12 protein-coding genes are annotated in these 13,602 nt (G+C 35.2%); 9 read left to right on the top strand and 3 right to left on the bottom strand.

What is annotated here, in order from left to right; genetic code table 11:
• Positions 1–36: 36 nt before the first annotated feature.
• Positions 37–384: a toxin-antitoxin system YwqK family antitoxin gene (locus tag DFQ03_RS02605; protein ID WP_133671468.1), complete on the bottom strand. Its 348-nt coding sequence runs from the start codon at positions 382–384 to the stop codon at positions 37–39.
• A gap of 257 nt (positions 385–641) precedes the next feature.
• Between DFQ03_RS02605 and aspS the strand changes: the two genes are divergently transcribed.
• From aspS to DFQ03_RS02585, 4 genes are all read left to right on the top strand, one after another.
• The gene (gene aspS, locus DFQ03_RS02600; RefSeq protein ID WP_133671467.1) at positions 642–2,396 is read left to right on the top strand and encodes an aspartate--tRNA ligase; all 1,755 of its coding nucleotides are present in this window, start codon (positions 642–644) and stop codon (positions 2,394–2,396) included.
• Between the two features lie 180 nt (positions 2,397–2,576).
• Entirely contained in the window at positions 2,577–4,361 is a 1,785-nt protein-coding gene (locus DFQ03_RS02595; protein WP_133671466.1) for a chloride channel protein, read from the top strand.
• Between the two features lie 34 nt (positions 4,362–4,395).
• Positions 4,396–4,665 carry a hypothetical protein gene (locus tag DFQ03_RS02590; protein ID WP_133671465.1) on the top strand — a complete coding sequence of 90 codons (270 nt, stop codon included), beginning with the start codon at positions 4,396–4,398 and terminating at the stop codon, positions 4,663–4,665.
• 67 nt (positions 4,666–4,732) lie between these two features.
• On the top strand, positions 4,733–4,924 hold the full coding sequence (locus DFQ03_RS02585; RefSeq protein WP_027065298.1) for a cold-shock protein: 192 nt from the start codon (positions 4,733–4,735) through the stop codon (positions 4,922–4,924).
• Positions 4,925–4,988: 64 nt separating this feature from the next.
• Here DFQ03_RS02585 and DFQ03_RS02580 read toward each other — a convergent pair whose 3' ends face one another.
• The gene (locus DFQ03_RS02580) at positions 4,989–5,432 is read right to left on the bottom strand and encodes a nucleoside deaminase (RefSeq protein ID WP_133671464.1); all 444 of its coding nucleotides are present in this window, start codon (positions 5,430–5,432) and stop codon (positions 4,989–4,991) included.
• A 64-nt stretch (positions 5,433–5,496) separates the two neighbouring features.
• Here DFQ03_RS02580 and DFQ03_RS02575 point away from each other — a divergent pair, with 64 nt between their 5' ends.
• The gene (locus tag DFQ03_RS02575; protein WP_133671463.1) at positions 5,497–7,263 is read left to right on the top strand and encodes a 1-deoxy-D-xylulose-5-phosphate synthase; all 1,767 of its coding nucleotides are present in this window, start codon (positions 5,497–5,499) and stop codon (positions 7,261–7,263) included.
• Between the two features lie 5 nt (positions 7,264–7,268).
• On the top strand, positions 7,269–8,387 hold the full coding sequence (locus DFQ03_RS02570) for a DUF3078 domain-containing protein (protein ID WP_133671462.1): 1,119 nt from the start codon (positions 7,269–7,271) through the stop codon (positions 8,385–8,387).
• Here DFQ03_RS02570 and DFQ03_RS02565 read toward each other — a convergent pair.
• Complete coding sequence (locus DFQ03_RS02565) at positions 8,384–9,727, bottom strand: deoxyguanosinetriphosphate triphosphohydrolase (protein ID WP_133671461.1); 1,344 nt, start codon at positions 9,725–9,727, stop codon at positions 8,384–8,386. The genes DFQ03_RS02570 and DFQ03_RS02565 overlap by 4 nt on opposite strands.
• Before the next feature lie 173 nt (positions 9,728–9,900).
• On the opposite strand from DFQ03_RS02565, the gene DFQ03_RS02560 reads away from it, so the two are divergent.
• The 3 genes from DFQ03_RS02560 (at position 9,901) to DFQ03_RS02550 (ending at position 13,542) form a co-directional block, all read left to right on the top strand.
• Complete coding sequence (locus DFQ03_RS02560; protein ID WP_133671460.1) at positions 9,901–10,290, top strand: carboxypeptidase-like regulatory domain-containing protein; 390 nt, start codon at positions 9,901–9,903, stop codon at positions 10,288–10,290.
• 233 nt (positions 10,291–10,523) lie between these two features.
• On the top strand, positions 10,524–12,791 hold the full coding sequence (locus tag DFQ03_RS02555) for an inorganic phosphate transporter (RefSeq protein ID WP_133671459.1): 2,268 nt from the start codon (positions 10,524–10,526) through the stop codon (positions 12,789–12,791).
• 31 nt (positions 12,792–12,822) lie between these two features.
• Entirely contained in the window at positions 12,823–13,542 is a 720-nt protein-coding gene (locus tag DFQ03_RS02550) for a DUF6503 family protein (protein ID WP_133671458.1), read from the top strand.
• The last annotated feature ends 60 nt before the right edge of the window (positions 13,543–13,602 follow it).

The raw sequence follows: 13,602 nt of genomic DNA, 5'->3' as shown, positions 1-13,602 counted from the left end.
AATGATACGGGGCTTTTTTATTGTTGTTGATTGAGATTATTTATTGCTTACAACAGGATCTTTTTTACTAGCTTTATTTACACTAGCAATTCTATTATTATCGAAGTTTACTTCACTCGTTACATCACCTTCCCAAAATAACCACTTACCGGTTCTTACACCATTATCATAGTTACCCATTGCAATCTTCTCTCCTTTTTCATTGAACATTTTCCATTGTCCTTCCAACTTTTCATTTAAAAAATAGCCCTCTTGAGACTTTTCTCCATTGGCGTGAAAATATGTAGCTTTTACTTTATCACCCTCTTTTTCAAAAGTAGGATCAACTTGAGCATATGCTCCTAAAGACAATGCCATTACAGCTATAATTAAGATTTTTTTCATGGGATATATTTTTTAAATTAATTTCTTCCTTAACACTAACGTTACAAATATACATTTATTTTCCAATTAATCAATGTTTTGGTAACTTTTAGTTTACATTAAATTTACATTGGGCTTATAATGTTCTATTTTACAGTATTTTAACAACAATTCATGTTTAACATAGGCACAACTGGTCATCGTGTAAAAGCTACCAGCTAAATAGATCTATAATGAAATAGACTTCTTAAATTTGCCAATTCATTAAAGCAAGTACTATGTATAGAAGCCATTCCTGCGGGGAACTAAGAGAATCACATATTGGCCAAACGGTTACACTATCCGGTTGGGTAGCAAAAACTAGAGACAAAGGTTTCGTAGTTTGGGTAGATTTAAGAGATCGCTATGGTATTACACAATTGGTACTTGATGAAAATCGCACCAGTGCTGAGCTTTTAGAACAGGCAAGAAATTTGGGTAGAGAGTTTGTTATTCAAATAAAAGGTGAGGTTATTGAAAGAGCTTCAAAAAATGCTAACATCCCAACGGGTAATATTGAGGTTTTAGTTTCTGAATTGACCATTTTAAACGAATCTAAGACTCCGCCGTTCACTATCGAGAACGAAACCGATGGTGGTGAAGACCTACGAATGAAATATAGGTATTTAGACATCCGTAGAAATCCTGTAAAAAACAATCTTATTTTTAGAAGCAAGGTAACTATGGCCGTTCGCAAGTTTTTATCTGGCGAAGGCTTTATAGAAGTTGAGACTCCGTATTTAATAAAATCTACACCAGAAGGTGCTCGTGATTTTGTGGTACCAAGTCGTATGAACGAAGGTCAGTTTTACGCCTTGCCACAATCGCCACAAACATTTAAGCAATTGCTTATGGTTGGTGGTATGGATAAATACTTTCAAATTGTAAAGTGTTTTAGAGATGAAGATTTACGTGCCGACAGACAGCCAGAGTTTACACAGATAGATTGTGAAATGGCATTTGTTGAGCAAGAAGATATACTTAACGTATTCGAAAATTTGACCAAGTACCTTTTAAAAGAAGTGAATGGTGTTAAGATCGATTCGTTCCCAAGAATGACTTATGATGATGCCATGGCTAAATATGGTAACGATAAGCCAGATATTCGTTTTGGAATGGAATTCGCTGAATTAAACAGTATTGCCCAACATAAAGAATTCGGAGTGTTTAATTCTGCCGAATTGGTAGTAGGTATTGCGGTGCCAGGTGCAGCGTCTTACACACGTAAAGAATTAGATGCTTTAGTAAACTGGGTTAAGCGCCCTCAAGTTGGTGCCAATGGTATGGTTTACGTAAAATGTAATGAAGACGGAAGCTTTAAATCTACCGTAGATAAATTTTATGACCAAGATGATTTGGCTAAGTGGGCAGAAGCAACTGACGCCAAAGCTGGTGACCTTATATGTGTACTTTCTGGCGATGCCAATAAAACAAGAACACAATTAAGTGCCTTACGTATGGAAATGGCTACTAGACTGGGACTAAGAAAACCAAACGAATTTGCACCATTATGGGTAGTAGATTTCCCATTATTGGAGCTTGATGAAGAAACTGGTCATTACCATGCAATGCACCACCCGTTTACATCACCAAAACCAGGTCAGTTAGAATTATTGGATACTGATCCAGGTGCTGTACGTGCAAATGCTTACGATTTGGTATTGAACGGTAACGAAATTGGCGGTGGATCTATTCGTATTCACGATAAAGATATGCAGGCAACCATGTTCAGGCATTTAGGTTTTACTCCGGAGGAAGCAAAAGCACAATTCGGGTTCTTAATGGATGCCTTCCAATACGGTGCACCACCACATGGCGGGCTAGCATTTGGTTTAGATAGGCTTGTTGCTATTTTAGGCGGACAAGAAACTATTAGAGATTTTATTGCCTTCCCTAAGAACAATAGTGGGCGCGATGTAATGATCGATGCTCCTGCCCCGATTGATAACGAACAATTGAAAGAATTAAACTTGAAGTTGGATATTCAAGAATAGTAAATCTTGATCAAATCATAAAAAAAATCCTGCCTCTGAGCAGGATATTTTTTTAACTATGGATTCTTGAACAATGGAAACTTTACATAAAACAAACCTTGAAGATTTAGAAGAACTTAAAACCGAAATCATAGCAAGTAATTAAATACCTTTGAACCCTATCACTGATATGGCTCAACCATGCCCATCCAAAGGAATAAAATTTTAAAAAGCATTTACAAATGGAGATATAAACATATCTCTCAAAAAACCTTTATTTACATTTTAAGTGTAGTTGTAGGTCTTTTAGCAGGTTTGGCGTCGGTAACCCTTAAGAATATCACCTACTTTATTGAAGCTTCTCTTGAAAAAGGGATCATATTCTCCAGTAATCAACTGTATTTCATTCTCCCAATTATTGGTTTAACATTAGTGTATCTATATGTAAAATATGTGCATAAAGAGAAGTTAAAACATGCTGTTTCTTCCATTCTATTTTCACTTTCAAAAAATAAGGGGCGCATAGATGTAAAACAGGTATATACCCAATTAATCATAGCTCCGTTGACCGTTGGTTTTGGTGGTTCTGTAGGTTTACTTGGTCCCGCAGTGGCTACAGGTGCAGCTATTAGCTCTAATTTAGGTAGACTTTTTCATATTAATAGCAAAACCCGTTCTTTATTAATTGCCTGCGCATCGGCAGGTGCGATTTCATCTATATTTCAGTCACCGATTGCGGCCATCATTTTTGCCGTTGAAGTTTTTAGTTTAGATCTTACCATGATTTCTATGCTACCGCTTTTATTAGCTTCTATCAGCGGTGTACTTACCTCCTATTTTTTTATGGGCAACGAGGTACTTTTCAACTTTTCTATTACTGAACCTTTTGAAGTTAAAGACACCTTGTTTTATATAGTTTTAGGAGTTGGCACTGCCATAGCCTCTATTTACTTTACCAAGATGTACTTTGGTATTATTAATCTTTTTAAACCATTGAAAAGTCCCAAATATCGATTACTAGTGGGTGGTCTAGCTATTGGTATCATGTTGTATATGATCCCTCCGTTGTATGGTGAAGGTTTTTCATTCATTAACGACCTTTTAATAGGTGATCATATAAAAGCGCTGGGCAAAACTCCATTTGACGCCTACATGGATAATATTTGGGTAGTAATAGCACTTTTGGTAGGTATTACTATTTTCAAGGCGGTAGCAATGACCACAACACTGGCAGCAGGTGGAGCAGGGGGAATTTTTATTCCCACAATGGTTATGGGTAGTGCTTTAGGTAATGTAGTGGCAAAACTGATAAACAACTCCGGGTTAGGGTTTTCGGTATCTGAAAGCAACTTCACTTTAATAGGAATGGCAGGTCTTATTGCCGGTGTACAGCATGCTCCCCTAACGGCTATTTTCCTTATTGCTGAAATTACAGGTGGTTATGCCCTATTTGTACCTTTGATGATAACGGCATCCATATCTTATATCATCACAAAAAACACCGTTGATTACACCATTTATACAAGAGAATTGGCAGAAAGTGGAGATCTATTAACCCATAATAAAGATCAAGCAGTACTTACCCTTATGGATTTGGATACTGTAATAGAAACCAACTTTAAAACCGTACACCCAGATATGACCTTAGGTGAAATGCTACATGATTCCGTCGCAAAATCTGCTCGAAATATTTTTCCTGTAGTGGATACCAATCAAAAATTTTTAGGTATAATTCTATTGGACGATATACGGGAGTTTATGTTCGACACCAAACTTTATAACACCACAAAGGTGGAGACATTTACTCATAAAGCCCCAGATCATATTTATTACGGACTGGATAGTATGCAAATTGTAATGCAGAAATTTCAAGATAGCGGAGCATGGAATTTACCCGTGGTCAAGAATGGAAAGTACATGGGCTTTGTGTCGAAATCAAAACTGTTGACCGCCTATAGAAGAGAGCTAATTAGATTTACAAAATAATTCAAGCAATAAAACTGACGAAAAAAATTCAGACATGAAATACATTATAACCATCATAGTCTTAATTTCCCTGGGACTGATTATTTACGGATTTAGTTTAGATGCCGGTCAAGAAGCGCTATCACATAAATATATAGGGTCAGGAACCTTAGGATTGTTTTTACTTGCAATGCCACTTTTTCTAATAAAAGAAAGTAAGGGTAAAAAATTCAATGACTACATGCTTACTGATGAGAATGTGCGAAAAATGCAAGGAAAAAAGCCTAGAAACACTGATAATCAAGATACTCCGAAAAATTTATAATCCGTTTCACTACCAATCAAAGCAAAAATATATTAAATTAGAATGTTAATATTAAAATTTCAATACAATGATTGGTACCGTCAAATTTTACAATGAATCTAAGGGTTATGGATTTATAACCAATGAAGAAACTGGAAAAGATATTTTTGTTCACGCCACCGCTTTACATGGCACCGAAATTAGAGAAGGTGATAAAGTGAGCTATGAAGAGGAAGAAGGAAGAAAAGGTACGGTTGCCGGGCAAGTGCAGGTATTATAATATTTCTCTTTTAAAAAATTAGATGACCACGCTTTCGCGTGGTTATTTATTCTAAACTAAACTGCTATTTTCTTTTTTTTGCAAAAAACTGTAGCAACAAACGTGCAGCTTCATCTTCTAAAACACCTCCAGATATTTTGGTTTTAGGGTGAAGTTTTGTTCCCATAACTCCGCAACCACGTTGTTCATCTGTAGCGCCATAAACGATTTTACCGATCTGGCTCCAATACAAAGCACCAGCACACATTTGGCAAGGCTCTAAGGTTACATACAACGTACAGTCTTTTAAATACTTTCCACCTAAAAAATTAGCTGCAGATGTTATGGCTTGCATTTCTGCATGTGCCGTAACATCATTCAATTTTTCGGTCAAATTATGAGCTCTTGCAATAATCCTGTCTTGCACTACAATTACAGCGCCTACAGGCACTTCACCAGCTTCAAGAGCATATACTGCTTCTTGAAGTGCCTTTTTCATAAAATAAGTATCATCGTAAGGTAAAACCATAGCTTCAAAAATACGATAGTTTCATTTTTAAAAAAGTATTTTTGTTCCCATTATAACGCACAATTTGAAATCGATTCTCGAACATATCAAATCACCTAACGACCTAAAAACTTTAACTATAAAAGATTTAGAGCGTCTGGCTATCGAATTACGTGAGTTCATTATTGATATTGTATCGGTTAAAGAAGGTCATTTGGGTGCTAGTTTAGGTGTTATAGAATTGACTATTGCACTGCATCATGTTTTCAACACACCAGTAGACAAACTTATTTGGGATGTTGGTCACCAAGCTTACGGCCATAAAATACTGACCGGCAGAAAAGATGTTTTTGATACCAATAGGCAATTAGGTGGTATAAGTGGATTTCCTAAAATGCAAGAAAGCGAGTATGATGCTTTTGGCACTGGTCATAGCTCTACCTCTATTTCAGCTTTGTTAGGTATGGCTTTGGCCGCACAATTACAAGGAAAATTACGACGACAACACATTGCCGTTATTGGTGATGCATCTATTGCCAGCGGTATGGCATTTGAAGGCTTAAATCATGCAGGGGTAACCAATGCGAATATTCTTGTTGTGCTTAATGACAATGCCATGGGTATAGACCCAAGTGTAGGTGCATTAAAAAAATACCTCACCAATGTAAAAACAGGAACCGCAAAAGAAGAGAATATTTTCGAGTGTCTTAATTTTGATTACACTGGTCCTGTAGACGGTCATGACTTGCCTGTTTTGGTAAAAGAATTGGAACGTCTAAAGAATATTGAAGGTCCTAAATTACTACACGTAATCACCACCAAGGGCAAAGGGTTGCAAAAGGCAGAAGAAAATCAAGTAACCTACCATGCGCCTGGTAAGTTCAATAAACAAACTGGTGAATTACAAAAGAAAACTAATACTATCGAACCGCCTAAGTTTCAAGATGTGTTCGGTAAGACTTTAGTGGAACTTGCATTAAAAAATAAAAAAATAGTAGGGATTACTCCTGCTATGCCCACAGGTAGTTCTTTAAAATTTATGATGGAGGCTATTCCGGATCGAGCTTTCGATGTTGGTATTGCCGAACAGCATGCGGTAACCATGGCTGCAGGTATGGCAACTGATGGTTTAATAGTATTCTGTAATATTTATTCTACTTTTTTACAACGAGCTTACGATCAAGTCATACACGATGTAGCTATACAAAATCTACCCGTTATCTTCTGTTTAGATCGTGCAGGTTTAGTAGGTGAAGACGGACCAACGCATCACGGTGTCTTCGATATTTCATATTTAAGATGTATACCTAACCTAATCGTTTGTTCTCCTTTAAATGAAATAGAGCTCAGAAACATCATGTTCACTGCTCAGTTAGGTTTAGACCATCCTATTGCTATAAGATATCCACGTGGACGTGGAAACGAATTGAACTGGCAAATTCCAATGAAAAATATTAATATAGGAGATGGGCAACTTTTAAAAGAAGGGAATAAAATTGCTATTCTAAGCACAGGGCCGATTGGAAACATGATTTCTGAACTAATAAATGAATTCGATAACAACCCTGCAATCGCCCATTATAACTTCCCATTTATAAAACCTTTAGATGCAAACTTACTAGAAGAGATACTTCAGAAATTCGATCATATCATCACATTAGAAGATGGTTCAGCAATTGGCGGATTTGGGAGTGGTTTGTTAGAATTTGCAAATAATATTGGAATCCATAAAATAATTAAGATATTTGGCATTCCTGATGCCTTTCTTACACACGGTGCTACCGAAAAATTGTATATAAAAGCAGGGATAGATAAGATGTCCGTAAAACAATATGTACAACAATTTCTATAAATATAATGGCTTCAAAATCGTTTAAATTCTTATTTCTGTTACTTCTTTTGGTAACATCACTTTCGTTTGGTCAAGATTCGATACCGGCACCCATTATAGTAGATAGCGTTACTGTAGATAGTGTCGCAGTAGATACCATCGTAATTCGTAGAACGGTAGATAAAATTTACTCACCAAGAAAAGATGTAAATCTACAAATACCCAATATTGATTTTAAAAAAACAAAAACTCTTCAGAAAGGTTTTCAACGTTTTCGAGTACCGTCTTTTTGGGAAACAGAAAACAGCTTTGGTATTAATATTAGCGAAGTAGCTTTTATAAACTGGAACGCGGGTGGTGATAATGCCGTTAGTGGTTTGGGATTTTTAAAGTTTGCGCGAAAATATAAATTTAGCAGTTTTCAATGGGATAATAACCTAGAATTACGATACGGATTAAATGCACAAGAAGGACGTAAGCTTAGAAAAACTGAAGATGTTATTCGTTTAAGTTCAAACTTAGGTTTTAAGAAAGATAATGATAGTAGATGGTTTTATTCCGTACAGCTGAATTTTAACACACAATTCTCTAACGGTTACAAGTACCCTGATAGAGATACACCAATTTCAAGATTTATGGCACCTGGCTATTTACTGTTTGGTGCGGGTACATCGTATATCAGTAAAGATGAAAAGTTCAACCTTTACCTATCTCCATTAACCCAGAAATCAACTTTTGTACTAGACCAAGATTTAGCTGACAATGGATCTTTTGGTGTTCAAGAAGCTATTTTAGATGCAGAAGGCAATGTTCTTACTCCCGGAGAAAATCATTTATTGGAAATCGGTATACTTATTACCAACAATTTCAATTATACCGTTGCTGATAATATTGAATTAAAAAGCAGACTTAATCTGTACACAGATTATATAAAAAGCTTTGGTAACATTGATGTTGACTGGGAACTTACACTTAACATGAAAGTAAATAAATTTATAAGTACAAGCTTAGGCACACAAATGATTTATGATGACGATATTCTTTTTGATGTGGTCAAAAACGATAACGGCACCATAGTAAACCCTGGTGTGCCAAAAATACAGTTTAAGCAAGTACTAGGCGTAGGTATCCTCTACGGCTTCTAAAGCTGCCTTCCCTTTATCTTATTGTGAATATGTACCGCTGCACTATCAGATAGGCTAGCAACGTAGCAACAAGTATTCAATACTATTTGGTAAAGCGAAGTATTGGTTTGCTGATATAAACCAGGCAAGGTTCGCAAAATCAGTTTATGATAATTAGATGCCGCATTGTTTTTCTTGCCAATTAAAGCATCGATGTAAACGTCTAGAATATCAGAAATTATGGTATAACCGGCGATTTCTTTTTCTACCACTTCTTGAGATTGATAGATTTTCTGAATACTTAGGCTTATAATATCTTCAATTTGTGCTTTAAATCCACTTTTATCCATTAAAGACACCTCAAAAGTGCCGTTTAAGATACTTTCTTCATTTGCGATAAATATAGAAACTGCATCTTGTATAAGTGTATTAATCGCTAAGGCTCGTAAGTAACTAAGCCTATCTTCCATATACTCCAAAGAATTATACTTCTTGGTATTTATGGTATCCTTAACTAGTTTTATCAGATATTCTAAAGCATAATCTTCAGATATAAGACCTAGGTTAATGCCATCTTCGAAATCAATTATAGTATAACAAATGTCATCTGCAGCTTCGACCAAAAATGTCAATGGGTGCCTACCATAAGAAATGGTGCCGTCTTTACTTCTCATCGGCAGTCCTAAATCTTGGGCTACTTCATCAAAAATATGTTTTTCACTTTGAAAGAATCCGAACTTCTTATCACAGATATGGTTACTTGGTTTTTTAGGCAACGACTCTTTAGGGTATTTCATAAAAGCACCCAAAGTGGCATAGCTAAGACGGAGTCCGCCAGAAACTCCTGCCCTATCTTGGGTCATTAATCGAAATCCGTTAGCATTACCTTCAAAATCAATAATATCCTGGTATTCCACTTCAGAAAGTAGATCCTTAAATTTCAATCCGTTTCCGGTTTTAAAATATTCGCCTATGGCTTTTTCTCCACTGTGTCCAAAAGGCGGGTTACCAATATCATGGGCCAAAGCTGCTGCAGCTACAATACCCCCAAAATCATTGAATTGATACCCATGAACCTCTTTTAGATACGGGTGTTTCTCTATTATTTTTTTTCCCGCCAATCTACCTAAACTTCTACCCACAACAGAAACTTCAAGACTATGGGTTAGTCTGGTGTGGACAAAATCGGTTTTTGAAAGCGGTATGACCTGGGTCTTATCTTGAAGACTTCTAAAGGCAGATGAAAATATAATACGATCATAATCAACATCGAAACCTAAACGAGTTTCATCTTGTTCATTTCGTAACCTCTTATTTTTATCGCCTTGTCTTCGTAAAGAAAGTAATTGCTCCCAATTCATGTTCGTTATTTTAAAGCGTGCAAGATACAGCATTTGCTCATTTTGATGCCGAAAGTATAAATTAGACTAATTTATTATGTACTAGAACCTTAACCTTTAAAACATGTATTAATAATCCTTAGGTAACCTTATCTTAACCTTGGGTTGTTTTCTTTGTGTAAGTTATTTAACACATGAAAAAATTATATATTCTATTCGCTTTAATGATTTGCTCTTTGTCTTTTGCACAGGAGACCAGTTCTATTAAAGGTAAAATTTTAGACGGCGAGTTTTTTAATGAACCATTACTTATGGCTTCAGTAAGCATAGACAACGCCACTCTTTCTACACAAACAAATTTTAGAGGCAATTTTGAATTTAACGACATTGCTGCAGGTACGCATAATGTCTTAGTCCAATTCGTAGGATATGAACCAATGCACCTAAAAATTACGGTTAAAGAAGGAGAACAAACTGAAATATTAGAGACGTTATACGCTAAAAGTCTACCAATGCCTTCTACCGCTAAAGTAAGCTCCACTACAGAAGATGCTTTACAATTAGTGACAAACAAAGCGAAATAAGCTTACATTTTTTTAATGTAAAGGTATTAGTTGACTTTTTCATTTGAAAAAGCCTATTAGAATACAGAACAAAAAATACTTTTTCAAAAAGAAATTAGTATTTTCATCCACAAAATTCAGTTTCTATGTAATAGTTAAACATTATTACAACTTTTACAAAATTAACTTCATAACCTTATTTTAACCTTAATGATAATTTATAGTATCATTTTTGTTCCTTATTTAATTTTTTGATGGGAGAGAACATATATTTATTCATGATTATTGCTTTAGCAGTTTTAGCAATAACAGATTTAATTGTTGGTGTTAGTAATGATGCTGTCAACTTTTTAAATTCGGCAATAGGTTCAAAAGCGATTTCTTTTAAAACCATCATGCTTGTAGCCAGTGTAGGTATTGCCTTCGGGGCAGTTTCTTCAAGCGGAATGATGGAAGTGGCTAGAAAAGGGATATTTAACCCTTCGGAATTTGTATTTGCTGAAATCATGATTGTATTTATGGCGGTTATGATTACCGATATTCTCTTACTAGATTTTTTCAATACATTAGGTATGCCAACTTCAACTACGGTATCTATCGTTTTTGAATTATTAGGTGCTGCAGTAGCCATATCATTGGTTAAAATATATTCAGGAGACGGAAATTTTACCCATCTATCCAACTACATAAATACCGACAAGGCTACCGAAATTATTATAGGTATTCTATTATCAGTGGTCATTGCATTTACCATTGGTGCCATTGTACAATTCTTAACAAGAGTATTGATTTCATTCAAATTCAACGATAAACCGAAATGGGTCGGTGCTATTTTTGGTGGTATGGCCATCACGGCAATTATTTATTTTATACTTATTAAAGGTCTTAAAGGAACTTCTATTATTAGCCCAGAAGCATCTATGTTTATTGGTGAAAACCCTGAATTATTCCTATTAGGAAACTTTATATTATGGTTTACACTATCATGGCTGGCAACCACCTTCATGAAATGGAACATTTACACCATCATTATTATATTAGGTACGTTTGCTTTGGCAATGGCCTTTGCCGGCAATGATTTGGTTAACTTTATTGGTGTGCCTTTAGCGGCATACGAATCTTTTTTAAGCTGGTCAGATTCTGGTCAATTGGCTTCCGAATATAATATGAAAGGTTTGGCTGTTGCAGTACAAACACCGACCTATTTACTATTAGCATCAGGAGTGATTATGGTAGTGACATTATGGTTTTCTTCAAAAGCGAAGAATGTTGTAAAAACAAGTGTGGACCTTTCTAGACAAGATGAGGGTGATGAACGTTTTGAACCTAATTATCTTTCTAGACAAATTGTAAAATTTTCTATCAAAGCATCCGATAATTTAAACGGATTAATCCCTGTTTCATTACAAAACAGAATAAACACCCAATTTGTTAAACCAACTTCATATGCCCAAAAGGCAAAAGCAAAAGATCAACCAGCTTTTGACCTTATTAGAGCTTCGGTAAATTTAATGGTGGCAAGTGTACTAATTTCTCTTGCAACCTCATTAAAACTACCGCTATCTACTACATACGTAACCTTTATGGTTGCTATGGGAACATCTTTAGCAGACAGAGCTTGGGGTTCAGAAAGTGCCGTTTACAGAGTTGCAGGTGTACTTAATGTTATTGGCGGATGGTTCTTTACCGCAATAGTAGCTTTTGTTGCTGCCGCCATAATAGCTTACATTATTCACTTAGGTGGTATTTGGGCAATTAGCGCATTACTGATTTTTGCTTTTGTTTTGATTGGTAAAAACTACTTATCTCATACTAAGAAATTAAAAGAGACTAAAGAAGAAGAGATTTTAGAACGAGCAGAAAGTAGCTCTATTCAAGGGGTTATTGAAGAGAGTGCAAAGAACATTGCCAACGTTGTAAAAAGAGCAAATAAAATATACTCTAATTCTATTAATGGATTGGCAAAACAAGACCTCAACTCGCTTCATAAAAATAAGAAGCAGGGCGCTAAATTGGCAAACGAGATTGAAGATTTAAGAAATCACACCTTCTATTTTATTAAGAACTTAGAAGAAGCTCATATTGGTGCCAGTAATTTCTATATCAATGCCATGGGTCACTTAACCGATATTTCACAATCATTGGAATATATAGGTAAAGTAAGCCACAAGCATGTCAACAACAACCATAAGAAATTAAAATACAATCAAATAAAAGAGCTTAAACAAATAGATATAAAACTAGCGGAGATTTTAGACAATACCTACCATGCTTTTGAAGAAAGGTCATTTGAAAAAATTGGTAATATTCTAAATAATAAGCAAGAATTATATGATTTGGTTTCTCAAAAAATAAGCCTACAAGTAGAGCGCACAAGGTCAGAAGAATCTAGTCCTAAAAACACAACATTGTATTTCACCATCTTGCTTGAAACCAAAGATTTAATGACTGCAACAATGAATCTGCTAGAATTATATTATAAGGAACATGATGCCGATGTTGCACCAGCAACCTTAGATTAACTCTCATTTTCTATTGAACTAAAATACATTTATGAAATATTTAGTCTTGTTTGCTTTTCTACTTTCAGGAATTTACAACCACGCACAAGAAATAAGTGGTAATGAATTATTAGAAAAAGCTATAGCATTTCATGACCCAGAAAACAATTGGTCATCCTTTAAGGGCAAAATGCTCATAGAAATGGAGAATCCAAAAGGGAGCCCTCGCCGTACAGTTGTAGAAATGAAATTACCTGACAATTATTTCAAAACTACCGTTACAAAAGACAATTATGTTATTGAATCTGAATTGAATAATGAGGAGTGCACGTTAAAATTAAATGGTAGCACCTCTATTTTCCCTAAGATAAAAGATAGTTTAAACATTAGCTGTGATCGTGCTAAAATGATGAAAAACTACTATACATATCTATACGGACTACCTATGAAATTAAAAGACCCTGGTACTCTAATAGATAACAAAGTAGTTAAAAAAAAATTTAAAGGAAAGGAGTATCTAGTACTTAAAGCCACTTATGAAAAAGAAGTCGGCAACGACACTTGGTACTTCTATTTTGACCCCAAGACTTACGCCATGGAAGTCTATCAATTTTTTCATGACGAAAGTAAGAATGACGGAGAATATATTTTACTTTCTGAAATAATTACGGTAAACGGAATCAAATTACCTAAAGTACGCAAGTGGTATTATAACAAGGGAGACGTTTTTCTTGCAACAGATAATCTTCTTAAAACGAATAGTATAGATTAGTATTAACATACTAAAAACACTTCTTTTCTAGTTATTTAATGAACCCTAATTAAATCTAGT

It is taken from the genome of Maribacter caenipelagi (assembly GCF_004364175.1).
GTDB lineage: Bacteria > Bacteroidota > Bacteroidia > Flavobacteriales > Flavobacteriaceae > Maribacter > Maribacter caenipelagi.
This window is presented reverse-complemented; position numbering and strand designations above follow the sequence as displayed.